We start from the raw sequence: 23,853 nt of genomic DNA, 5'->3' as shown, positions 1-23,853 counted from the left end.
CGGGGGATCCGTTCGGGAGCGAGACTTCCGGCGGGGACTCGTGTTCCGGGACTGCTGTGACCGGGGGGACCACGTCGTCCGGCACCGAAGGGTACGGAGGTCCGTACCAGGACGTGCTGCGCTCAACCATACGAAGTGCGACGGCCCAGACATAGAGGCTGCCGACTGGCACAAAGGGGACTTTCGCCACACTCGCCCCATCCGGAGTTCCCTTGCCAAGGAGTATCGCGTAGTCATGACGGAAGTCACAGATGAGTGATAGCTTCGTAGCGGATCAGCAGCAGCCCGACGGCTGGAGGGGACCTGCCATGAGTCCGTTCACCGGCTCCGCCCCGCGCACGGAGCGCTGGCGGCATCTGCGCCTCACGACGCACGACGGGGTGGCGACCGTCACGCTCGCCCGCCCCGAGAAGCTCAACGCGCTCACCTTCGGGGCCTACGCCGACCTCCGCGACCTGCTCGCCGAGCTCTCCCGGGAACGCTCCGTGCGCGCCCTCGTGCTCGCCGGAGAAGGACGCGGCTTCTGCTCCGGCGGTGACGTCGACGAGATCATCGGCGCCACACTCGCCATGGACACCGCCGAACTCCTGGACTTCAACCGGATGACCGGGCAGGTCGTGCGGGCCCTGCGGGAGTGCCCCTTCCCCGTGATCGCCGCCGTGCACGGGGTGGCCGCGGGCGCCGGTGCGGTACTCGCCCTCGCCGCGGACTTCCGGATCGCCGACCCCTCCGCCCGCTTCGCCTTCCTGTTCACCGCCGTGGGGCTGTCCGGCGGCGACATGGGTGCCGCCTACCTCCTGCCGCGCGTCGTCGGCCTCGGCCACGCCACCCGGATCCTCATGCTCGGCGAGCCCGTCCGCGCCCCCGAGGCGGAGCGCATCGGGCTGATCAGCGAGCTGACGGCGGAGGGGGATTCCGGCGCCCGCGCCGACGCACTGGCCCGGCGGCTCGCGGACGGCCCCGCGCTCGCGCTCGCCCAGACGAAGGCCCTGCTCACGGCGGAGCTCGACATGCCGCTCGCCGCAGCGGTGGAGATGGACGCCGCGACCCAGGCGCTCCTGATGCACGGTGAGGACTACGCCGAGTTCCATGCCGCCTTCACCGAGAAGCGGCCGCCGAAGTGGCAGGGCAGGTAGCCCGATGGCCACCTCGGACACGAGGCGGATCGCGGTCATCGGCGGAGGGCCCGGCGGGCTCTACGCCGCCGCGCTCCTCAAACGGCTCGGCCCCGGCCGCGAGGTCACCGTCTGGGAGCGCAACGCCCCCGACGAGACCTTCGGCTTCGGTGTCGTCCTGTCCGACGAGACGCTCGGCGGCATCGAGCACGCCGACCCCGTCGTGTACCGGGCGCTGAGCGACGCGTTCGTCCGCTGGGACACCATCGACGTCGTGCACCGCGGTGCCGTCCAGACCTCCGGTGGTCACGGCTTCGCCGCCCTCGGCCGCCGTACGCTGCTGCGGATCCTGCACGAGCGGTGCGCGTCCCTCGGGGTGCGGCTCCACTTCCGGTCGCCGGCCCCGCCCGCCGCCGAACTCGCCGCTCACCACGACCTGGTCATCGCCGCGGACGGGGTGCACAGCGCGACCCGTGCCGCCCACGCCCTCCACTTCCGCCCCGCGGTCACCACGCACCGCAACCGCTACATCTGGCTGGCCGCGGACTTCGCGTTCGACGCGTTCCGCTTCGAGATCGCCGAGACGGAGTACGGCGTGATGCAGATGCACGCCTACCCCTTCTCCCGCCCGTCCCCCGGCCGGCTGCCGGGAACACCGGGCGAATCCGGCGCCTCCACCGTCATCGTCGAGATGCGTGAGGAGGTCTGGCGGGCCGCGGGCCTCGACACCTGTGACACCGCCGAATCCGCCGCCCGCTGCGCCAAGGTCTTCGCCGACGCGCTGGGTGGCCGGCCGCTGCGCTCCAACCACTCCTCCTGGCTCACCTTCGCCACGGTGAGCAACGCACGCTGGTCCCACAGGAACACGGTCCTCCTCGGCGACGCCGCCCACACCGCGCACTTCTCCATCGGCTCCGGCACCAAGCTGGCCGTCGAGGACGCCCTCGCCCTCGCCGCCTGCGTCGACGAACATCCGTCCCTGCCCGACGCCCTCGCCGCGTACGAGCAGGAGCGCCGCCCCGTCGTGCAGTCCACCCAGCGTGCCGCCGCCGCCAGCCTCCGCTGGTTCGAGGATCTCCCGCAGTACGTGGAGCAGTCGCCCCGGCGGTTCGCCTTCAACCTCCTCACCCGCAGCCGCCGCGTCACCCACGACAACCTGCGTCTGCGCGACCCCGGGTTCACCGGGGCCGTCGAGGAGGAGTTCGGCTGCGCCCCGGGCGTCCCGCCGATGTTCACCCCGCTGCGGCTTCGCGGACTCGAACTCCGCAACCGCGTCGTCGTCTCACCCATGGACATGTACTCGGCCGTCGACGGTGTCCCGGGCGACTTCCACCTCGTCCACCTCGGCGCCCGCGCGCTCGGCGGCGCCGGCCTGATCATGACCGAGATGACCTGCACGAGTCCCCAGGGCCGCATCACCCCCGGCTGCGCCGGCCTGTGGACCGACGAACAGGGAGACGCCTGGGCCCGGATCACGCGCTTCGTCCACGACTCCGTCCCCGGCGCCGCGATCGGCGTCCAGTTGGGCCACTCCGGGCGCAAGGGTTCCACCCGGCTGATGTGGGACGGCATCGACCAGCCGCTGGAGGAGGGGAACTGGCCGCTCGGCGCCGCCTCGCCCCTCCCCTACGCCCCCGGTGTCAGCCAGGTGCCGCAGGCGCTGGACGGCGCCGGACTGGCCGCGATCCGGTCCGAGTTCGCCGAGGCCGCCGGGCGGGCCGCCCGCAGTGGCTTCGACCTGCTCGAACTGCACTGCGCCCACGGATACCTCCTCTCCGGCTTCCTGTCCCCGCTCACCAACCGGCGCACCGACGCCTACGGCGGCTCGCTGGAGAACCGCCTCCGCTTCCCCCTGGAGGTCTTCGACGCGGTCCGCGCCGTGTGGCCCGCCGACCGGCCCATGACCGTGCGCATCTCGGCCACGGACTGGGCGGAAGGCGGTACGAGCGACGACGACGCCGTGGCCGTCGCCCGTGCCTTCGCCGACCACGGCGCGGACGCCATCGACGTCTCCACCGGCCAGGTCGTACCCGACGAACGCCCCGAGTACGGCCGCTCCTACCAGACCCCGTACGCCGACCGGATCCGCAACGCCCTGGACGTGCCCGTCATCGCCGTCGGAGCCATCTCGTCCTGGGACGACGTCAATTCACTGCTCCTCGCGGGCCGGGCCGACCTCTGTGCCCTGGCCCGTCCCCACCTCTACGACCCGCACTGGACGCTGCACGCCGCCGCCGAGCAGGGGTACACGGGGCCCGGCGCCACCTGGCCCCTCCCGTACCGCGCGGGCAGCCGCACCCCGCCGACCGGCCGCACCGACGCCCCCAAGCCACGGCTCACCCTGGGCCGATGAACGCCTCCGGTGCGCTCCCGTCAGTCACTCCGGCTCCGCCGTGATCAGCAGGCGGTCGGATACAGCCTCGTAACCGATGCGCCGGTACACGCCGTTGCTCGTCGGGTTCGCGAGGTCGGTGAAGAGCAGCACCTCACCGACGCCGGACTCCCGCGCCGCACGCCCGACGTCCGCCGTGACCGCCGCCGCGTATCCGTGTCCCCGGTGCTCCGGCGGCGTGTAGACGTGAGACACCCGCACCGTGCCCGCGACGCGGGGTGAGACACCCGCCAGTGACACCGGGACCCCGTCGGCCTCCCAGAGCGTCATCGCGCCGCGCGCGGTGGCCGCGTCCACGATGCGCGCCGCCTGGCCGCCCGGCTGCCCGGTCTCCTCACCGAAGGCCCGCACCCACTCGGCCAGCAGCGCACGGTCGGCGGTCGTGGCCGTCCTCGGCGCGCCCGCCGGACCGGGAGAGGGCGGCACCGGCGTACCCAGCCGGTAGAGCCGGTGCTCCTTGTCCACGCGGTGCCGGGGCCAGCGCGCGGCCAGCAGCCGGGCCGCGTCGCGGTCGGCGTTGATGCCGGGGAGCGGCAGCACCCCGGGCAGCGCGGCGACCGCTGCGGGGGCCGCGGTGCCCAGGACGGGGAGGAACGGAGGGGTCCGCACCAGGGTCCCGTCCACGCTCCCGTCCGGCCCGCTCCACCAGCCCAGCAACGGCACTCCGGAGCCGTAGGCGTGAGGCCCCTGGTCGCGCAGGGTGGCGGTGATGGTCAGTACGAGGGTGTTGGCGGCGGGCCGGGCGGCCAGCGATGCTCCGGCGGCGTACAGGAAGGCGCCGACGTCGTCGGTGAAGGTCCAGGTCATGCCCCATCGTGTCGGGTCGAACCACCCGAGGGCATCCCGTTTTCGCCGCGGGGGTCAGGCGTCGCGCCGCACGAACTCCGCCCCGGCGTCCCGGAGTCGTGCGTGCAGCTCCCCGAACACCTCCGCCGAACGGCCGCCCGGCCAGTCCTCGGGCAGCAGTTCGGCGGGCAGCCCCGGATCCGCGTACGGCAGCCGGCGCCACGAGTCCAGTGCGCGGAGGTAGTCCCGGTAGGCGTCCTCCGCGCCGGGCGCCGCCCCGTCCCCCGCCTCCCACGCGCGCAGCACCGGCTCCTGCTGGTCCAGGAAGTCCAGATGCAGGCGGGCGATCGTCTCCAGGTCCCACCAGCGGGCCACCGCCTCGGCCGTCGCGGCGAAGCCGAGGTGCTCACCGCGGAACAGCTCGACGTACGGGGCGAGTTCGAGGCGGCCCAGGGTGTGCCGGGTCTCCTCGTACAGTCCGGCGGGCGCGATCCACACCCCGGGCGCCGCGGTGCCGAAGCCGAGGTGGCCGAGCCGGGAGCGCAGCAGGTGCCTCTTGTGGCGCTCGGCCTCCGGCACGGAGAAGACGGCGAGTACCCAGCCGTCCCCGGTGACCGGGACGGGGCGCCGGTAGATCCGCCGGTCGCCGTCGTCCAGCAACTGCCGCGCGTCCGCCGACAGGGCGTACCCCGCCGCGCCGTCCGACGTGCGGGCCGGGACGAGCAGTCCGCGGCGCTTGAGCCGCGAGACGGAGGAGCGTACCGCCGGGGCGTCGACGCCGACCGCGTGCAGAAGCCGGATCAGCTCGGACACCGGCAGCGGGGCGTCACCCGGCAGTCGGCCGTAGGCGCCGTACAGGGTGACGATCAGGGAACGGGGAGTGTGCTCGGCCACGCGCTCACTCTAGAGCGGTGCCGCCGCGCAGCCGGAACCGCTGCAGTTTTCCGGTGGGGGTCCTCGGCAGGGCGGGCAGGAACTCGATGGCGCGCGGGCACTTGTGCGGCGCCAGTTCGGCCTTCATGTGCGCGCGCAGTGCGTCGGCGTCCAGCAGGGCCCCTTCGCGCGGCACGACGTACGCCGCGACGATCTGGCCACGCAGCTCGTCCGCACGGCCCACCACCGCGGCCTCGGCCACGTCGGGGTGGCGCAGGAGCGCCTCCTCGACCTCCGGGCCCGCGATGTTGTACCCGGCCGAGATGATCATGTCGTCCGCTCTGGCGACGTACCTGAAGTAGCCGTCGGGTTCGCGGACGTAGGTGTCGCCGGTGATGTTCCAGCCGTGGCGCACGTACACCCGCTGGCGTTCGTCGGCGAGGTACCGGCAGCCGACCGGACCGCGTACCGCCAGCAGCCCGGGTTCGCCGTCGGGCAGTTCCTCGCCGTCCTCGCCGACCACGCGTGCCTGCCAGCCGGGCACCGGGACGCCCGTGGTGCCCGGCCGGATCGCCCCGTCGGCCGCCGAGATGAAGATGTGCAGCAGTTCGGTGGCCCCTATGCCGTTGATGATGCGGAGCCCGGTGCGCTCGTACCAGGAACTCCAGGTCGCGGCGGGAAGGTTCTCCCCGGCAGAGACACAGCGTCGCAGCGCGGACAGATCGTGGCCGTCGAGCGCGTCCAGCATCACGCGGTACGCGGTCGGGGCCGTGAACAGGATGGAGACCCGGTGGGCGGCGAGCGCGGGCAGCAACTGCTTGGGACCCGCCTGTTCGAGCAGCAGCGCCGAGGCGCCGGCCCGCAGCGGGAAGATCACCAGGCCGCCGAGCCCGAAGGTGAAGCCGAGCGGCGGGCTGCCGGTGAACACGTCGTCGGGGTTGGGGCGCAGGACGTGGCGGGCGAAGGTGTCGGCGACGGCCAGCACGTCGCGGTGCATGTGCATGCAGCCCTTGGGCCGCCCGGTGGTGCCGGAGGTGAAGGCGATGAGGGCGACGTCGTCGGCGGCGGTGTCCACCGCCCGGTAGGGGCCGGGACGGGCGTCCGTGAGCCGCGTGAGGTCGTCGGCGGAGCCGCCCCCGTAGGTCGTGACGCGCAGTCCGGGCACCTGCGCACCGACCAGGTCCTCCACCGACCTGACGTCGCACAGCGCGTGGCCGACGCGGGCGAGGGAACAGATCGTGGCGAGCTCCGACGCGCGCTGCTGGGCCAGCACCGTGACGGCGACCGCGCCCGCCTTCATCACGGCGAGCCAGCAGGCGGCCAGCCAGGGCGTGGTGGGGCCGCGCAGGAGCACGCGGTTGCCGGGCACCACGCCCAGATCGTGGGTCAGCACCTGGGCGATCCGGTCGACCCGGTCCAGCAGCTCCCCGTAGCTCCAGGAACCGCCGTCCGCGCTCCGGAAGGCCGGGCGGTCGGGGCCGAGGCGCTCCACGGTGCGGTCGAGCAGTTCGTGACCGCAGTTCAGGCGGTCCGGATAGGCCAGTCCGGGGAGGTCGAAGACCAGCTCGGGCCATTGCCCGACGGGTGGGAGATGGTCGCGCGCGAAGGTGTCGGTGTGCGCGCTCGCGGTTCCTGACGGCTTCATGAAGCATCGCCCCCTTGTCGCCCATGGAGCGTATCGTTTGGGTGACGGTAGTCAACGGTCCGCGATAAGTCGTGACAAGAGAGGCGCCGAAATATGACGGCATTCTCCCTCGATCCCGGTCGAGCCGCCTGGTGCGACGAGTTGTACACCCTCGCCCGGGATCAGTTGAGGCCCCTGGCCGACAAGGGAGAACCGGGCCATGTGAACCGCCCGCTCGTCGCGGCACTCGGCGGCCTGGGACTCCTGGACCGGCTCCTCGGCTCCGGGGCGCTCGACCTCTGCCTGATGCGCGAATCGCTCGCCCGGGGCTGCACCGAGGCGGAGACCGCCCTGGCCCTCCAGGGGCTCGGTTCCGGCCCGGTCCGGCGGGCGGGCACTCCCGCCCAGCGGGCACGCTGGCTCCCCGAGGTGAGCGCGGGCCGTGCCGTCGCCGCGTTCGCGCTGAGCGAGCCGGGCGCCGGATCGGACGCGGCGGCACTCGCTCTCGAGGCCAAGGCTGTTCCCGGCGGCGACGGGTGGCGGCTGACCGGGGAGAAGTGCTGGATCTCCAACGCCCCCGAGGCCGACTTCTACACCGTCTTCGCCCGGACCGGCGAGGCCGCCGGAGCCCGTGGGGTCACCGCGTTCCTCGTCCCCGCGGACCGCCCCGGACTCACCGGCGAGGCCCTCGACATGCTCTCCCCGCACCCCATCGGGTCGCTGGACTTCGACGGCGTACCCGTGGGCGCCGACGACGTGCTCGGAGAACCCGGCCGCGGGTTCCGGGTCGCCATGGACACCCTGAACCTCTTCCGGCCGAGCGTCGGGGCGTTCGCCGTCGGCATGGCGCGCGCCGCCCTCGACGCCACCCTGGAACACACGGCGGACCGCGAGGCCTTCGGCGCACCCCTGAAGGACCTGCAGGCCGTCTCGCACCAGGTGGCCGAGATGGCCACACGCACCGAGGCGGCCCGGCTTCTGGTGTACGCGGCCGCAGCCGCGCACGACGCGGGCGAGTCCGGTGTACCCATGCGCGCCGCCATGGCCAAGCTGTTCGCCACCGAGACCGCGCAGTACGTCGTCGACACGGCGGTCCAGCTGCACGGGGCGAAGGCGCTGCGACGGGGCCATCTGCTCGAACACCTCTACCGTGAGGTCCGCGCGCCGCGGATCTACGAGGGTGCCACCGAGGTGCAGCGCACCATCATCGCCAAGGAGCTGTACGCGATCCAGGAGGTGCCCGCATGAATCCCCTCAGCCGGATCAACCCGGCCGAACTCTCCCCGCCCACCGGCTTCTCGCACGCCGTGACCGCCACCGGAGGGCGGCTCGTCTTCCTGGCCGGCCAGACCGCGCTGGACGGCGACGGGAAGGTCGTCGGCACCACCCTGCCCGAGCAGTTCGAGACGGCACTGGGCAACCTCCTCACCGCCCTGCGCGCCGCCGGCGGCTCCCCGGCGGCCCTGGCCCGGGTCACGGTGTACGCAACCGACGTCGGCGACTACCGCCTGCACGCCCCGGAACTGGGCCGGATCTGGGGGAGGCTGGCGGGGCGGGACTACCCGGCCATGGCGGTCATCGGGGTGGCCAGGCTGTGGGACGAGCAGGCCATGGTCGAGCTGGACGGAATCGCCGTGCTCGACTGACCCGGGGCAGCCGGAGGCACGCCGTGCAAGGCGGAGTTTTATGCTTGCCGGATCAAGCATTCCGTTGGTTCATCGCGTGTGAGCCGGTCCATCGCGTGTGAGCCGAACGTTCAAGGACGAAGCCATATGACCACCTCAGCCTTCGGCGCGTACGAGCGACGCCGGGGTCGCCCGCAGGAACGACGGTTCCCTCGCGGAAGCCGAGGCGTTCCACGGCACACGTCCCTCGCAGGCCGTCACCGCGGCGTCCGGCCCCGTCGCGTTCCTCGACGCGCCTCGCACAGCAGCTGCGGGCCGTGTGCTGCCTGGGGGGGGGCAGAGCCCTGCGGACCCCGTCCTCACCCCCGGGTCCGAGGCGGCCGACGCGGTCGCCGGCACATCCGCGGCGGACGTCCTCGGGGGTCTCATCGCCGGGCTCGGTGAGGAGGTGCGGCCGGCGGTGAGGGTCTGGGACCGGTCGGTCGCCGACCCGATCGAGGAACTGAAGGACATCCTGACCGAACCCGGGTCGCGGTCTCTGGTCTTCGGTGCGCAGTGGGACAGCCCGGTGTGGGCCATCAACATGGCCGGTCTCATCACGTGGTTCTCCCTCGGAGCTCGGAAGGTGCCGGTCCCGGACACCGCGGACGGTCTGTTCGCCTCGATCGACATCGACCCCCAGGGCCGGCTGACCGGGCCGGCCGCACGCGCGCTCAGGACGAGCGGGACGGCGGTGCCCCGTGGCGTGAAGACCGGGTTCTGCGACCTGAACATGGGCGTAGACCTCCGGGACGTGCTCGGACGGCAGGGGGCCGGGGGATGAACCGGAGGCGGTCGGAGCCGGTGCCGTCCCGTCCAGTTCCAGGCGGGGGCTTCGGAGGAACCCGCGCTGCCGAAGCCGCGGTGGTTCCGTTTCGCACGGGTGGCGGTGCCCGGATGGCGGAGCGACTCTGATGTCGTAGGCATGTGATCCCACCGGGAGGTCCGGCGTGACCGGCGAACAGCCCCCGCCCCCCGCCGCCAGGTCGTACGAAGGCGACGGCATCGTCGTGAGCTACGACGCGCACCGGTGCCTGCACGCGGCCGAATGCGTCCAGGGCCTCCCGACCGTCTTCGACGTCGCCCGCAGGCCGTGGATCATGCCCGGGCAGGCGCCGGCCGACGAGGTCGCCGATGTCGTCCGGCGTTGCCCGAGCGGGGCGCTGCGATATCACCGCACCGACGGGATGCCGGACGAGGTGCCCGATGCGCCCACCCGGGTCGCGTTGCACTCCGACGGGGTGATCCACGTGCGGGGCGACCTCGAAGTCGCGACGCCCGACGGCCCGCTCCGGGAGACCCGCGTGATGCTGTGCGGCTGCGGCCGGACGGGGCGTACGCCGTTCTGCGACCACAGCGGGGCGTGCGGGGACCACGGTCGAGACGCCGCGTGACGGCGGTCCGTACCCCGCGCGGCGCGCCGGACGGGTGAACGGAGCCGGGGGAGATATCTGTATTCGGTGCCCTTTGTTCAGCGTGTGCCTCTTGATACACCGGTTCCTCACCCGTGATCGCGCTCATCGTCTGCCACTTCGCGCTCGCCGCTTTCGCGAGCCCCCTGGTGCGCCGGACGGGCAGACGCGCCTTCCTCGTGCTCGCACTGCCGCCCGCCGCCACCACCGCCTGGGCGGCCACCGAATGGGGTGACGCGGCCGCCGGGGGAGCGGTGACCTGGAGCTGGGAGTGGATCCCGGCCTACGACGTCTCCGTCGCGCTGCGCCTCGACGCCCTCGCCGAACTGATGGTGATGCTGGCCGCCGGCATCGGCACACTCGTCCTGCTCTACTGCGCGGCGTACTTCACCGACGACTCACCCCGGCTCGCCTCCTTCGCGGGGAACCTGCTCGCGTTCACCGGCGCGATGCTCGCCCTCGTGCTCGCGGACGACCTGATCTCCCTCTACGTGTTCTGGGAACTGACCACGGTCTTCTCCTACCTGCTGATCGGCCACGACAGCGAACGCAAGCAGAACCGCAGGTCCGCCCTCCAGGCGCTCACCGTCACCACGCTCGGCGGACTGGCCATGCTGGTCGGCTTCCTGATCATCGGACGGGCGGCCGGCACCTACCGCATCTCCGCGATCGTCGCCGACCCGCCCGACACCACCCTCGCCGTGTCGGTCGCGGTCGCCCTCGTGCTGTGCGGGGCCCTCTCGAAGTCCGCCATCTGGCCGTTCAGCCTCTGGCTGCCGAACGCCATGGCCGCGCCCACCCCGGTCAGTGCCTACCTGCACGCCGCGGCCATGGTGAAGGCCGGCATCTACCTGGTGGCACGCCTCGCCCCCGGCTTCGCCGACGTCCCGCTCTGGCGGCCCGTGGTCCTGGTGCTCGGCGGGGCGACCATGCTGCTCGGGGGGTGGCGGGCGCTGCGCCTGCACGACCTGAAGATCGTGCTGGCCTACGGCACGGTCAGCCAGCTCGGCTTCCTCGTCCTGCTCGCGGGCGCGGGCAACCGCGACGCCGCACTCGCGGCAGGCGCAATGATCCTGGCCCACGCCCTCTTCAAGGCCGCGCTGTTCCTCGTCACCGGCATCGTCGACCACGCCGCCGGTACCCGGGACCTGCGCAAGCTCTCCGGTCTCGGACGCTCGATGCCGCTGGTGTGCGCGACGGCGGTCCTCGCCGCCGCGTCCATGGCCGCCCTGCCGCCGTTCCTCGGATTCGCCGCGAAGGAGGCCGCCTTCGACGCCCTGCTGCGCGGCGACACCGTCGACCGCTGGATGCTGGCGGTCACCGTCGCCGGCTCGGTGCTGACGGTCGCCTACACACTGCGCTTCGTCTGGGGCGCCTTCGCGCGCAAATCCGGCGTCGCCGACACCCCCGTACACCGGCCCGGAGCCGCCTTCCTCGCCCCGCCCGCCCTGCTCGCCGTCGCCTGCCTGGTGCTCGGTCCCGGCGTCGGCTGGACCGACCCGCTGCTCAGCGCCTACGCCGACGCGTTCCCGGCCCCCGCCCGTCCCTACCACCTGGCGCTCTGGCACGGCTTCGGGACGGTCCTGCTCCTGTCGGCCGTGGCCTGGGTGGCGGGTGCCCTGCTCTTCACCGGACGCACCACCGTCAACCGGATCTCCCGGCGGGTCGCCTGGCCCACCGCCGACAGCGTCTTCGGCCACCTCCTGCTCGGCCTGGAACGCCTCGCCCTCCAGGTCACCGGGTTCGTCCAGCGCGGCTCGCTCTCCGTCTACCTCGCCACCACCCTGCTCGTGATGCTGGCGGGACAGCTGGCGGTCCTCTTCACGGACCGCCCCTGGGACGACGCGGTCGCACCCCGGGCGTGGGACAGCCCGATCCAGGCCGCGATGGCCGCGCTGACGTGTGCGGCCGCCCTGTGCTGTCTCACCGTCAGCCGCCGTATGAAGGGGGTGGTGCTGGCCGGACTCACCGGTTACGGGGCCGCGCTGCTCTTCGTCGTCCAGGGGGCACCCGACCTGGCACTCACCCAGTTCTGCGTCGAGACCGTGTCGATGATCGTGTTCGTGCTCGTCCTGCGCCGGATGCCCGTGCACTTCCAGGAGTCGGTCAGCCCCTGGCGGCGGGCGGTGCGCGTCCCCGTGGCCTTGGGGGCCGCGGCGACGCTGGGGGTCTCCCTGTGGGTGGTGGCCTCCGCCCGCATCGCACCTTCGGCGGGCGCGGCGATGGTCGAGGAGACCGCCCACCACGGCCTGAAGGACGTCGTGGCCACGATCCTGGTCGACCTGCGGGCCTGGGACACGATGGGGGAGTCCGCGGTGCTCGCCGCCGCTGCCATCGGTGTGACCAGCCTGATCTACCTGCACCGGCGCGGTGAGACCTCCGTGAGCAGGGAGGAACTTCGCGGGGACACCGCATGGTCGCTCCACACCACCCCGCTCGCCGGCCTGCCCCAGGGAGACGACACGGCTCCCGAACGCGGCTGGCTGGCCGCCGGGGACACGCTCGCGCCCGAACACCGCTCCGTCGTCTTCGAGGTGGTGGCCCGGCTGCTCTTCCATCCGATCCTCGTACTGTCGCTGTACCTGCTGTTCTGCGCCGAGAACATGCCGGGCGGCGGGTTCGTCGGCGGCCTCGTCGCGGGGCTCGCCCTGATCACCCGTTACCTGGCCGGGGGCCGCTTCGAGCTCGCGGAGGCGGCACCGCTCCAGCCGGGGCTGTTCACCGGACTCGGCCTGTTCCTCTCGACCGGGGTCGCCCTGTGCGGTCTCGTCGACGGGGCGGTGTTCCACGCCTTCGTGTACCACGGTCACCTGCCGGTCCTCGGCGACTACCACATCGGCACCCAGGTCGTCTTCGACTGCGGTGTCTACCTCCTGGTCCTGGGCGTGGTCCTGGACATCGTGCGCGCACTGGGCGCCAAGGTCGACCGGCAGATCGAGCGGGCGGCGGGCGCGCTCGCACCGGCGCCGGACACCGGGACGGGAGGCACGGGCCGATGACCGTCAGCGTCTCGCTGCTCCTCACCGCCGTCGTCCTGTGCGCGGTCGGCGGCGTCCTCATGCTCACCCGCCCCCTGACCCGCATCCTGCTCGGCGCGGTGATCGCGGGCAACGGCATCAACCTGCTGGTGCTCTCCGCGACCGGCTCGGCGGGCGAGGCACCGCTCCTCTACGGCGTCGCGCTGCGCCGCGTCACCGACCCGCTGCCCCAGGCCATCGCGCTGACCGCCATCGTCATCACCCTCGCGACCACCGCGTTCCTGCTGGCCATGGCGTACCGCAGTCACCAGCTGACGGGCACCGACGAGGTCCACGACGACCTGGAGGACCGGCGCATCGTGCTGCGCGCCGAAGTGCGGGGCGAATGGGCCGAGCTGCGCGACGAGTACCGCTCGGAGTCCGACCGCACGCCGGAGGACCGCGCGCGCTACCGCGAGGAGCGCGGTCGGCTGCGGGCCAGGCTCCGGGCCGACCGTGCCCTGCAGGCCAGGGGCCGGGACGCCACGGGCGATCTGTGGCACGACGTCGTGGGGGCCGACCCGGAGGACTACCCCGATGTGGCGGCCCGGACGGCACAGCCCGCCGACACCGGCCCGGGCGGCACCGACGACACGGGCGCCGACCCGGGACCGGACCCCGGCCCCGACGGGCCCGATCGCTCCGGCCCCGATCCCTCCGACCCCGACCGAGGAGCCGCCGGATGAACGCACTCGTCCCGCTGCCGGTGCTGCTGCCGCTCTGCGCCACGGGGCTCAGCCTCGCCTTCGGTACCCGGCTCGCCCGGTTCCAGCGGTTCATCAGCGTCGCGGTGCTCACGGCCGTGCTCGGCCTCTCCGTCGCGCTGATGATCGCGGCGGACCGCCAGGGTGCCCTCCACGTCGACCTCGGCGACTTCGCACCGCCGCTCGGCATCACCCTGGTCGCCGACCGGCTGTCCGGGCTGATGCTCACGGTGTCGTCGGCCGTCACCCTCGCCGTCCTGGTCTACTCGCTCGGCCAGGGCATGTCGGACCGCGACAAGGAGACTCCGGTCGCCGTCTTCCACCCCGCCTACCTCATCCTGGTGGCCGGGGTGTCCTGCACGTTCCTCGCCGGTGACCTCGTCAACCTCTACGTCGCGTTCGAGATCATGCTCGTCGCCAGCTTCGTCCTGCTGACCCTCGGCGGCACCGGTCCGCGCATCCGGGCAGGCTCCACCTACGTCATCATCTCGCTGTTCTCGTCGATGCTGTTCCTGACGGCCATCGCCATGACCTACGCCGCCACCGGCACCGCCAACTTCGCCCAGCTCGCAGCGCGACTACCCGAACTCCCGCTGGGTGTACAGACCCTGATCCAGGCGATGCTGCTGACCGTCTTCGCCGTGAAGGCCGCGGTGTTCCCCGTCGCGGCCTGGCTCCCCGACTCCTATCCGACGGCGCCCGCGCCCGTCACCGCCGTCTTCGCGGGCCTGCTGACCAAGGTGGGGGTCTACTGCATGCTCCGGACGGAAACCCTGCTCTTCCCGGGCAACCGGCTCGGCGACCTGCTGCTGGCCGTGGCTCTCGTCTCGATGATCGTGGGCATCCTGGGAGCGGTCGCGCAGACGGATCTGAAGCGCCTGCTGTCCTTCACCCTCATCAGCCACATCGGCTACATGGTCTTCGGTATCGGCCTCGCCACCCGCGCGGGGTACAGCGGAGCGATCTTCTACGTCGTGCACCACATCACCGTGCAGACCACGCTCTTCCTCGTCGCCGGGCTCATCGAGCGCCGCGGCGGCACCAACGAACTGACCCGCATCGGCGGGCTGGCCAAGGCCGCCCCCCTGCTCGCCGTCCTCTTCTTCGTCCCCGCGATGAACCTCGCGGGAATCCCGCCGCTGTCCGGCTTCATCGGCAAACTCGGCCTGATGCGGGCCGGTGTGGCCGACGGCGGCGCATGGGCCTGGATCCTCGTTGCCGGGGCGACGGTGACGAGCCTGCTCACGCTGTACGTGATGGCCAAGGTCTGGAACCTGGCCTTCTGGCGCGCCGAGCCCCCCGACCAGGCCGCCTACGGCACGGTGCTCGAGGACGCGGACGACACCGGTGACGAAGACACCGACGTCGGGCCCGACCGGATGCCGGGCACCGGGGACGAAGGGGTCGCGGGGCCTCCCCTGCCCGCCGGGCAGACCGTCACGGCGAGCCTGCACGGGCGCGCGGTGACCACCACGACCAAACCGCCGCGCGCCATGAGCGCGGCCACCGCCGGAGCCGTCGCGCTCAGCCTCGCGTTCACCGTGCTGGCCGGCCCGCTCACCACCTTCACCGACCGTGCGGCGGCCGAGATCCTCGCGCGCACGCCCTACACGCAGGAGGTGCTCGGCCGGTGAGGCGACTGATCACCCTGTCCCGCGGCAATCCTGAACTGCCGCCCCTCAGTGTCGAGTTCGCAGGGCGCCGGCGCCGGGTACTGGACCTTCCGCTGATCGCGTGGCTCACCCTGATCTGGGTGCTGCTGTGGTCCACGCTGACCTGGGCCAACGTCGTCATCGGAGCCGTCGTGGCGATCGTCGTCTGCCTTGCCTTCCCGCTGCCCCAGGTCGACCTCGGCCTGCGGCTCCACCCCTGGGGCATCCTGGTGCTCGCCGGATACCTGCTGTACGACATGTACACCTCCGGCGTGAAGGTCACCCGGCAGATCTTCTCGGGGCGTCCGCACCGGCCCGCCGTGATCGCGGTGCCGCTGCGCTGCCGCAGTGACCTGATGCTCGCCGCGACCGCCGTCTCGGTGTCCAATGTGCCCGGCGGCGCGGTCATCGAGGTACGCCGTGCCACCGCCACGCTCTTCCTGCACGTCCTCGACGCGGACCGGCCGGAGGAACTGGCCGCCGCACGGCGCTCGGTCTGGCGGCTGGAACGCCTGACGGTGCGGGCGTTCGGCACACGGGACGAGATCCGGAGGGTGGCCGGACCACCGCCGGGCCACGAGTCGTCCGACGGCACGGGGGAAGACATCGACGGCGACATGGAGGAGGGGGCATGAGCGCACCCGAAACGGTCGACAGGGTCCTGCTGACCGCCGCCGTCGTCGTGCTGGTCGTGGCGGGAGCGCTGATGTTCTACCGGGTCTGGCGCGGTCCCTCCATGCTGGACCGGGCCATCGCGCTCGACGTGATCGCGGCCCTGATCATCGCCGGCCTCGGTGCCAAGTCGGCATGGGCGCGGGACCCGTTCTACTTCCCGGTCATGCTGGTGCTCGCCTTCCTCGGCTTCACCGGATCGGTGGGCATCGCCCGTTTCATCGCCGTGCGCGACCGGCCGCCCTCTCGGCCGACGCCCCGCCGGCACGTCGACGAGGAGGGCTCCGGATGAGTGCCTGGGTGCAGGTCAGCGACACCCTCGGAGCGGCTCTGGTGTTCGTCGGCGCGGCGATCTGCCTGCTCGGTGTCGTCGGGATGCTGAAGCTCCCCGACGTGCTCTCGCGCAGTCACGCCGCGACCAAACCGCAGACCCTGGGGCTGCTGCTGGTGCTGGCCGGAGTGGCGCTGCGGCTGCGCAGCGGCATGGACCTCGCCACGCTGGGCCTCATCGGCTTCTTCCAGCTGCTGACCGGGCCGGTCGCGGCGCACCTGGTGGCGCGGTCCGCCTACCGCACCGGCCAGATCGAGCACGCCGAGCTTCTGCGCGACGACTTGGACCGGCAGCTCACGGAGCGTGCTCCGGACCGGTCTCCCGGGCCGGAGCACGGCACCGGGACGGACTGATCCGGCGGGGCCGCCCCCACGCCGCCACAAGAGCCGGCCCGCCGGACACCGGCGCACGTCAGGAGACCTGAACTGCGCCGTACCCGCTCCTCCCGGGCCGTTCGTCTGCCATGATGCACCGACTGCTGTGGCCGGCGCTGGGGGGCGTATGGAAAGCACGGGTACGGTGCTGCGCGAGTTGCGCGGCGCACAGAAGACGTCCAAGGGCGTCTCGCTCTACTCGCGGTTCGTGAACCGTCCGGCCGGGCGGGTGCTCGCCGCCGGTGCGTACCGCGTGGGACTGACGCCCAATCAGGTGACTCTCGTCAGCGCCGTGTTCACCTTCGCCGCCATCGCCGCAGTGGCGCTGGCAGAACCGTCCTGGCAGCTCGGGCTTCTCGTCTGGGCGGGCCTGGCGGCCGGTTTCGCCTTCGACTCGGCGGACGGGCAGCTCGCCCGGCTGACCGGGCGCGGCGGCCCCGACGGCGAATGGCTGGACCATGTCGTGGACTGCGCCAAGATGATCCTGGTGCACAGCGCCGTACTGATCTCCTTCCACCGGTTCGCCCCGCTGCAGGGGGACGGGTGGCTGCTTCTTCCGCTCGGCTTCCTGTTCGTCGCCGTGCTGACGTTCTGCGCCGGGCTGCTGCGCGAACAGCTCGGGAAGGCCGCGGCCCGCACCGCACCGGTGGCCGCCGGTCCCGCGGCACCGGTGTCCTCGGTGCGGGCCGCGGCGCTGCTGCCCGCCGACTACGGCGTGTTCTGCCTGGTCTTCCTGCTGCTCGGCGCGCCCTCGGCCTTCCGCGTCGGGTACGCCCTGCTCGCGGCCGTGCACGCCGTGTTCCTGGTGGCGTTCCTGACCAAGTGGTTCAGGGAGCTGAGAGCGCTCCGGGCCGGCTGACGAGTACGTCCAGCGCCCGGCGCAGCTGGGTGCTGGACGTGTGCACCGTGTACGGGAAGTAGACGACCTCCACCCCGACCTCGGCGAAGTCCCGCTCCAGACGCTCACCCTTCTCCGTGCCACGCCAGTCGTCGCCCTTGAAGATCACGTCGAAGCGGACCTGCTGCCAGGTCTCGACCTTGTCCGGAACCGTCTCCACGAACGCCGCGTCGACATGGCGCACGCTGCGCACGATCTCCAGCCGCTCGGGCAGCGGGATCACCGGTTTGTGCCCCTTGGCGAGCGCGGCCATCTCGTCGGAGACGACCCCGGCCACCAGGTAGTCGCACTGGCTGCGGGCGTGCCGCAGGATGTTCAGGTGGCCGACGTGGAACAGGTCGTACACCCCCGGTGCGTAACCGACCCTGTGCTGCACCATCCGTTCTCTCCCCCCACGGTGGAACTGGTTCAACGACCTTACTGTGAAGAACACTTGCGCATCCCGTGAACGGATAAGCTCGAAGGAGAGGCTGTTCCGGGGGGAAGGCGATCATCCGTTGTCCGCTGCTGAGCATCAGAGACCGTTCGAAAACCGCCACCTTCTCGTGGTCTCCACCAACTACGCACCCGAGCTGACGGGCATAGGCCCGTACGCCACGCAACTCGCCGAGCACTGGGCGGCGTCGGGGGCCAGGACCGAGGTCCTGACCGGTATGCCTCACTACCCCGCCTGGCGGGTGGACGAGGATTACCAGGGGGCGTGGCGCCGGGAGGAGGAGCGCCGGGGTGTGCGCGTGTACCGACGCCGCCATTACGTGCCGCCACGGCAGACCGCGCTGCGACGCGGCCTGTTCGAGGCTTCCGTACTCCTCCACGGCGTCCTCGCTCCGCCTCCGGGGCGGCCCGACGCGGTGATCTCCCAGATGCCGAGCCTCGCGGGCGGGGTCATAGGCGCGCGGCTGGCGCGCCGCCACCGCGTCCCCCACATACCCGTGGTCCAGGACCTGATGGGCGCCGCCGCCGCGCAGAGCGGGATCCGCGGCGGCGGCAGAGCGGCGGTCGTCGCCGCGCGGGCCGAACGCCACGCGCTGAGCGGCGCCGCACTCGTGGGCGTGATCCACGAGAGCTTCGTGGAGGGTGTCACCGCCCTCGGTGTCGACCCCGGCCGCATCCGTGTCGTCCCCAACTGGACGCATGTGGAGCACCCTTCGGGTGACCGGGCCGCTACCCGGGCCCGGCTCGGCTGGCGCGAGGGCACCCCCGTCGTGCTGCACTCCGGGAACATGGGCCTCAAGCAGGGGCTCGACGTGCTGGTCGCCCTGGCGAGGCTGGCACCGGACGTCCGGGTCGTGCTCATGGGCGACGGCAATCAGCGCGAGGCGCTGCGCGCGCTCGCCGCGGGGCTGCCCAACATCGACTTCCTCCCGCCCGCGGCCGCGGACGACTTCACCGACGTGCTGGCCGCCGCCGACGTGCTGGCGGTCACCCAGCGGGCCTCCGTGCTCGACATGAGCGTGCCGTCCAAGCTCACCTCGTACTTCGTCTCGGGGCGGCCCGTCGTCGCCTCCGTGGCCGGCGAGGGCGGAACCGCCGACGAGGTGCGCCGCTCGGGTGCGGGAGTGCTCGTCGCCCCCGAGGACCCGGCCGCCCTCCTCGGCGCCGTGAGGGAACTGACCGCCGATCCCGCCGCGGCGGACGCGCTGGGCGCGCACGGCCCCGGCTACGTCGCGCGGCACCTGGGCAGGGAGGCGGGCCTCGCCCGCTTCGACGCGCTGCTCACCGAAGCGCTCGCGGACGCCTCGTCCGGGGGCTCACGACCGGGTGACGGACCGGTCGGGGACGTACGCGCAGGGGAAGCACAAGGGAGAACACGCCGATGAGCCATTCGATCCGCCCGCTGGACGACCAGGACGAACCGGCGCTGCTGCGCGATCAGTTCCGTCAGCTCCTGCGCTACCGCATGCTGCTCGCCGGCGGCGTCCTCGTCGGCCTGCTCGGCGGCGGTTTCCTCGCCCTGAGCGGCGAGGACACCTACACCGCGACGGGCGAGGTGCAGGTGCGCTCCGCGACCGCCGACCCCTTCGCCACCGGCGCCTCCGCCGACAAGGGCATCAACATCGGCTCCGAACGGCAGACCGCGGTGAGCGACACCGTGGGTGTCCTGGCTGCGGGGACCCTGCTCAAGCAGGGCGACGACGTGACCGCCCGCAAGCTGCTCGCCGGGCTCCAGGTCACGAACCCGCCCAACACCCTCACCCTCCGCTTCTCCTACACCGGGGCGACCCCCGAGCAGGCACGCGCCCGCGCGGAAGCCCTCGCCAACGGCTACCTGGCGCACCGCAAGTCGCGGACCCAGGAGAGCATCGAGAACATGGCGAACGGCTACCGCGCCCAGCTCGAACCACTGGAGGACAAGCGTGACCTGCTGGAGGAGGGAGCCGGAGCCACGGACGACGTCAGCAGCGCACGGGCCAACATCATCGTCTCCATCTCCGAACTGACCCGGAAGATCTCCGAGCTCAAGGCCCTCGACACCACGCCCGGCTACCTCAACAAGAAGCCGGTGGCTCCCACTTCGCCCACCGGAGCCGGAATGCCACTGCTCCTCGGCCTCGGCGCGGTCGTCGGCCTGGCGCTGGGGCTGCTGCTCTCCTGGGTGCGCCTCGTCTTCGACCCCGCCGTGCGGTCGCCCCGCGAGCTCGTCCGCTCGCTCGGCGCCCCGCTGCTCGGCACCCTGCCCCGGGAACGTGCCGCCGCCGGCACCCTGCTCGCCATCGGACGCAGCGGCTCCCGGCTGGCCGAGGAGTACCGTGCGGTCGCTTTCCGGCTGGCCTACGACCCGTCGTTCGCGGAGAGGCGCCGCCTCCTGGTCACCGCCCCCCGCGGCGACAACACCGCGGCGGCGGCGGCCGCCGTCAACCTGGCAGCCGCCTTCGCCGAGATGGGCCGCGACGTGCTGATCGTCGAGGCCGACCTGCGCACCCCGTCCCTGGCCCGCGACCTGGGGTCGTCGGCCCACGAGGTGCGGCCGCCACGCTGGGCGGCGGAGGAGGGCGACGGCAGCTGGCCGACGGGCGGCCGCTTCAACGTGGACGTGCCCGGCTCCGGGGCGTTCGCCCTCATCGCCGGGGTCACCGCGGACAACGTCCCGCGCGCCCTGACCTCGGCACCCGTGGGCCGAATCGTCGCCGAGGCCGACCGCCCCGGCACGGTCGTCATCGTGCTCGCGCCACCGGTGCTGTCGTACGCCGACGCGGTCGCCCTGGTCGACCGGGTCGAGGGAGTCATGATCGTCTGTGACCCCCGCGAGGTGCACCGCAGCGACCTGGAACGCATCCGCGAGATCATCGGCGCCTCCGGCGGCTCCGTCCTCGGCGCTCTCCTCCACCCCGGCAGGGGCCGGCTGCGCCGGACGGAGCCGCGGGAGAAGTCCGCCCGGCGGCGCACCGGCGGCGGCCCCGGCGGGCCGGCGGTGGATTCGGACGCGCCCGAACTCAAGGGGGACCCCGCCGAGACCATGGGCCTGCGCTCCTTCACGCTCCCGGCTGCGCGGCCGTGAGAGCCCGCACCGCGATCCTCTGCTCGGTCGCGGACCAGGGCGTGGCGGCGCTCACCAACATCCTGGTGCTGGTGGCCGCCGCCCGGCTCTCGACCGTGGCCGACTTCGCCCGCTTCTCCGCGGTCTACCTCGTCTTCACGGTGCTGCTGGGCGTCTCCGGCGCGTACACCGGGCAGCCGCTGGTCCTGCGGCGCGGTGCGGGCGAGGACACCAGGGGTGCCTGCCGCTCGGCCGTCGTGTTCACCGTCGGGGCCTCGGCCGCCCTCGGAGCGCTGCTCGCCGCCGTCTGCCTGCTCGTCCCGGGTGACACCGCCCGCGCCCTCATGATGCTCGGACTCGTCCTGCCCGTCGTCCTGGGGCAGGACGCCCTGCGTTACGCCTTCTCGACCCTCCAGCGCCCCCATATCGCCCTGGCCGGGGACGTGGTACGGCTGGCGTGTGTGCTCGGCGCGCTCTCCTTCCAGCAGTACGGCACCGGCCCCGGCCGCCTGATCCTGGTCTGGGGGCTCTCCGCGCTGCCCGCCCTGCTGCTGTCGGCCGCCCTGCTGCACCGTGCGACCGCAGGAACTCCGCTGCTGCTGCGCCCGATGCTGAGGAGGGGCCACCTCGGGCAGCGCTTCGTCGTCGAGTTCGGCGTGGGCAACGCGACCGGCCAGCTGTCCGTCCTCGGCCTCGGCGCCGTCGCCAACCCGCTCCTGGTCGGCGCGCTGCGCGGAGCCACCACGCTCTTCGGGCCGCTCAACGTCCTGTTCACCTCCGCCACGTCGTTCGGCCCGCCGCTGCTCGGCCGCGTGGGCGACGAACGCCGCCGGGTCCGGGCGACGGCCGCCCTCGGCGGCGTACTCGCGGGCACCGCCGTGCTCTGGGCCACGGTGCTGGCCGTGCTGCCCGACCGGGCGGGACGCCAGATCCTGGGCGACACCTGGCCCACGGCCGCGGCACTGCTCCCGGCGACCGGCAGCCAGTACGCGGCGATGGCCGTCGGCACCTGCGGACTGCTCGCCCTGCGCATGCTCGACCCCCGCACCACCCTCAGCATCCAGGTGGTCTTTTCGCTCACCGCCGTCGTCTTCATGGCCTCGGGCTACGCCGCCGGCGGTGTCCGGGGGGCCGCCTGGGGGCTGTGCCTGGGATCGGTGTGCAAGGCGGCCGCCACCTGGATCCGGGTGGTCCGGCTTCGACGCGGGAAGCCGACGCCCGACGCGGCCCTCACCGCCGGCGCCCTGCCCTCCGCTCCTTGAACGTGCTGATCAGCAGCAGACACAGCGCGGCGATGGCCAGCTTCCCGGCCGCCTGCAGGAGCGGGCCGCGCAACAGGATGAAGGTGTAACCGGCGATCAGTGGCGCGGCGATGGCCAGCACACTCCCGGGGCCGGGTCCCGCCCGGGTGACGGCCCGCGCGTACCGGCGGTCGGTGCGCGCCACCGCGTAACCGATCAGTGCGAACCCGCCGATCACCCCGGACGCGCCGAAGTCGACCCAGAACTCGGTCCACAGCGGGGCCGAGAGGTTGGTCATCTTCAGCCCCATCCACTGCCCGACCCGGACCCCGGTGTCCTCCGGCTTCCCGCTCCACATGGCGCGCGGCACGAAGAAGAGGGCGGAGCCCGTCAACTGGCGTCCGTAGGTGTGGCCTCGGGTGTCGACCCAGGAGATGCTGTTGGCGAACATCACCATCTGGTCGTAGTCCTTGGTCACCAGCGGCTCGAAGACCGAGGCCGACTGCGCGGGCCGCTGTCCCTCGTCGTCGTACCGGAACCTGTCGGCGTACGGGAACACCACCAGGGCCCCCACCACCCCCGTCGTGAGCACGATGCGGTAGATCGCCGCACTGCTCGGGAAAGCGGTGAACACAAAGGCCATCAGCGCCGTCAGGAACCAGTAACGGGCGTTGGACACCGGGTTGTTGACCACGAGGTTCAGCGCCACCAGCGCCACCCACACCAGCACCGTCGACGGGGTGCGCCGGGCCCGGTAGGAGGTTGCCAGACGGCGGGTGTAGAAGAGCAGCGCCAGCAGCGCCGGGACCTGGCCGAAGCCCTTGACGAACGCCGAGCCGACGTTGGACCCCTCCGAAACCACCCCGCTCGCCGCGACGGTCTCGTTGATCTCCTGCCGGCTGGAGAAGAAGACCGAGGGCCCGCCCAGCTTCAGCACGTAGAACGCGCTCGCCGCGAACGCCACCAGCACCAGCAGCCGCAGCCGCACGGGATGCGCCACGGCCGGCCCTCCGCCCGGGCTCCGCGTGGAGGGCGTACGACGCCGCAGCGGCCGCCGCGAGGCCAGCAGCGCCCCCAGGTCGAAGGCGGCACACCCCACCAGGACCATCGCGATGGCCGTGACCAGGTCCTGGTGGGGCCCCACCATCGGCGTCGGCGTCTGCCCGATCACCACCTGGGCGAACGGTGCCACGCCCATCGCGATGTACACGAACATCCAGAAGACGCCCTGGAGCAGGCGTCGCCGGGTGGAGAGGATCATCGTCGCCAGCCGGGCCCCCGCATAGCAGGTCAGCACCAACTGGAGCCAGTAGGCGGTGTCCCGGACCTCGCTGCCCGGCTGGGCGGCGATCACCGCGGGCAGGAAGCACACCAGGCCGAGGATGAGAGGCACGGACAGGGCCCGCGAGAGCATTGACCAGGCGATCGGCTGCTCGGGCGGCTCCGGGGCGCCGCCCCGGAGTGGCCACTCCGGAGGCGCGACCGTGCGGGCGGCCTGCTCGGTCGCCGATGTGTGCACCGACGTCATGCTCCCCCCCCCGGGATCAGTGAACCGCTGAACACTCTAACGAATCAGCCCACTTGAAGGGGCACGATGACTACCCTGTGAATTATTGGCCG

20 protein-coding genes and 1 pseudogene are annotated in these 23,853 nt (G+C 72.6%); 16 read left to right on the top strand and 5 right to left on the bottom strand.

What is annotated here, in order from left to right; all coding sequences use genetic code 11:
• The first annotated feature begins 308 nt into the window (after window positions 1-308).
• Window positions 309-1,136 (top strand): enoyl-CoA hydratase family protein, encoded by an 828-nt coding sequence (locus OG206_RS07340; RefSeq protein ID WP_327113483.1) that lies wholly within the window; start codon window positions 309-311, stop codon window positions 1,134-1,136.
• A 4-nt stretch (window positions 1,137-1,140) separates the two neighbouring features.
• On the top strand, window positions 1,141-3,468 hold the full coding sequence (locus tag OG206_RS07335; RefSeq protein WP_327113481.1) for a bifunctional salicylyl-CoA 5-hydroxylase/oxidoreductase: 2,328 nt from the start codon (window positions 1,141-1,143) through the stop codon (window positions 3,466-3,468).
• Window positions 3,469-3,492: 24 nt separating this feature from the next.
• On the opposite strand, the gene OG206_RS07330 is transcribed toward OG206_RS07335, so the two are convergent.
• Genes OG206_RS07330 through OG206_RS07320 form a run of 3 tightly spaced genes read right to left on the bottom strand, consistent with a single transcriptional unit; the run spans window position 3,493 to window position 6,811 of the window.
• On the bottom strand, window positions 3,493-4,314 hold the full coding sequence (locus OG206_RS07330; protein WP_327113479.1) for a GNAT family N-acetyltransferase: 822 nt from the start codon (window positions 4,312-4,314) through the stop codon (window positions 3,493-3,495).
• A gap of 54 nt (window positions 4,315-4,368) precedes the next feature.
• Window positions 4,369-5,187, bottom strand: a complete 819-nt coding sequence (locus OG206_RS07325) for a PaaX family transcriptional regulator (RefSeq protein ID WP_327113477.1) — start codon at window positions 5,185-5,187, stop codon at window positions 4,369-4,371.
• A gap of 4 nt (window positions 5,188-5,191) precedes the next feature.
• Window positions 5,192-6,811: an AMP-binding protein gene (locus tag OG206_RS07320; RefSeq protein ID WP_327113475.1), complete on the bottom strand. Its 1,620-nt coding sequence runs from the start codon at window positions 6,809-6,811 to the stop codon at window positions 5,192-5,194.
• A gap of 93 nt (window positions 6,812-6,904) precedes the next feature.
• On the opposite strand from OG206_RS07320, the gene OG206_RS07315 reads away from it, so the two are divergent.
• From OG206_RS07315 to OG206_RS07265, 11 genes and pseudogenes are all read left to right on the top strand, one after another.
• A complete protein-coding gene (locus OG206_RS07315; protein WP_327113473.1) occupies window positions 6,905-8,038 on the top strand; it encodes an acyl-CoA dehydrogenase family protein in 1,134 nt (377 codons plus the stop codon).
• Complete coding sequence (locus OG206_RS07310; protein WP_327113470.1) at window positions 8,035-8,436, top strand: RidA family protein; 402 nt, start codon at window positions 8,035-8,037, stop codon at window positions 8,434-8,436. Before OG206_RS07315 ends, OG206_RS07310 begins: the two co-directional genes overlap by 4 nt.
• Window positions 8,437-8,734: 298 nt before the next feature.
• A complete protein-coding gene (locus OG206_RS07305; protein ID WP_327113469.1) occupies window positions 8,735-9,238 on the top strand; it encodes a hypothetical protein in 504 nt (167 codons plus the stop codon).
• A gap of 166 nt (window positions 9,239-9,404) precedes the next feature.
• On the top strand, window positions 9,405-9,848 hold the full coding sequence (locus OG206_RS07300; RefSeq protein WP_327113467.1) for a (4Fe-4S)-binding protein: 444 nt from the start codon (window positions 9,405-9,407) through the stop codon (window positions 9,846-9,848).
• A 113-nt stretch (window positions 9,849-9,961) separates the two neighbouring features.
• A complete protein-coding gene (locus OG206_RS07295) occupies window positions 9,962-12,865 on the top strand; it encodes a Na+/H+ antiporter subunit A (RefSeq protein ID WP_327113465.1) in 2,904 nt (967 codons plus the stop codon).
• A pseudogene (locus OG206_RS07290) lies at window positions 12,862-13,467 on the top strand (Na(+)/H(+) antiporter subunit C); the annotation flags it as partial. The gene OG206_RS07295 and the pseudogene OG206_RS07290, both read left to right, overlap by 4 nt.
• Before the next feature lie 98 nt (window positions 13,468-13,565).
• A complete protein-coding gene (locus OG206_RS07285; RefSeq protein WP_327113461.1) occupies window positions 13,566-15,221 on the top strand; it encodes a Na+/H+ antiporter subunit D in 1,656 nt (551 codons plus the stop codon).
• Window positions 15,218-15,874, top strand: a complete 657-nt coding sequence (locus tag OG206_RS07280; RefSeq protein WP_327113459.1) for a Na+/H+ antiporter subunit E — start codon at window positions 15,218-15,220, stop codon at window positions 15,872-15,874. Before OG206_RS07285 ends, OG206_RS07280 begins: the two co-directional genes overlap by 4 nt.
• Complete coding sequence (locus OG206_RS07275) at window positions 15,871-16,203, top strand: monovalent cation/H+ antiporter complex subunit F (protein WP_327113457.1); 333 nt, start codon at window positions 15,871-15,873, stop codon at window positions 16,201-16,203. The genes OG206_RS07280 and OG206_RS07275 overlap by 4 nt, the downstream gene beginning before the upstream one ends.
• Window positions 16,200-16,595: a monovalent cation/H(+) antiporter subunit G gene (gene mnhG / locus OG206_RS07270; protein ID WP_327113455.1), complete on the top strand. Its 396-nt coding sequence runs from the start codon at window positions 16,200-16,202 to the stop codon at window positions 16,593-16,595. The genes OG206_RS07275 and mnhG overlap by 4 nt, the downstream gene beginning before the upstream one ends.
• Before the next feature lie 148 nt (window positions 16,596-16,743).
• Window positions 16,744-17,475 carry a CDP-alcohol phosphatidyltransferase family protein gene (locus OG206_RS07265; protein WP_327113453.1) on the top strand — a complete coding sequence of 244 codons (732 nt, stop codon included), beginning with the start codon at window positions 16,744-16,746 and terminating at the stop codon, window positions 17,473-17,475.
• Here the strand turns inward: OG206_RS07265 and OG206_RS07260 are convergent.
• Entirely contained in the window at window positions 17,444-17,893 is a 450-nt protein-coding gene (locus OG206_RS07260; protein WP_327113451.1) for an adenylyltransferase/cytidyltransferase family protein, read from the bottom strand. The genes OG206_RS07265 and OG206_RS07260 overlap by 32 nt on opposite strands.
• Window positions 17,894-18,011: 118 nt before the next feature.
• Between OG206_RS07260 and OG206_RS07255 the strand changes: the two genes are divergently transcribed.
• From OG206_RS07255 to OG206_RS07245, 3 genes are read left to right on the top strand one after another with little or no spacing between them, the layout of a single operon-like run.
• Window positions 18,012-19,334, top strand: coding sequence for a glycosyltransferase (locus tag OG206_RS07255; RefSeq protein WP_327113449.1), 1,323 nt, complete (start codon window positions 18,012-18,014; stop codon window positions 19,332-19,334).
• Window positions 19,331-21,013 carry a lipopolysaccharide biosynthesis protein gene (locus OG206_RS07250; protein WP_327113447.1) on the top strand — a complete coding sequence of 561 codons (1,683 nt, stop codon included), beginning with the start codon at window positions 19,331-19,333 and terminating at the stop codon, window positions 21,011-21,013. The genes OG206_RS07255 and OG206_RS07250 overlap by 4 nt, the downstream gene beginning before the upstream one ends.
• Window positions 21,010-22,254 (top strand): hypothetical protein, encoded by a 1,245-nt coding sequence (locus OG206_RS07245; protein WP_327113445.1) that lies wholly within the window; start codon window positions 21,010-21,012, stop codon window positions 22,252-22,254. Before OG206_RS07250 ends, OG206_RS07245 begins: the two co-directional genes overlap by 4 nt.
• Here OG206_RS07245 and OG206_RS07240 read toward each other — a convergent pair.
• Window positions 22,223-23,761: a hypothetical protein gene (locus OG206_RS07240; RefSeq protein ID WP_327113443.1), complete on the bottom strand. Its 1,539-nt coding sequence runs from the start codon at window positions 23,759-23,761 to the stop codon at window positions 22,223-22,225. The two genes, OG206_RS07245 and OG206_RS07240, sit on opposite strands and share 32 nt — an antisense overlap.
• Window positions 23,762-23,853 lie beyond the last annotated feature (92 nt).

The organism is Streptomyces sp. NBC_01341, from assembly GCF_035946055.1.
GTDB lineage: Bacteria > Actinomycetota > Actinomycetes > Streptomycetales > Streptomycetaceae > Streptomyces.
The sequence above is the reverse complement of the archived record's forward strand: the minus strand, read 5'-3'. Positions and strand labels throughout refer to the sequence as shown.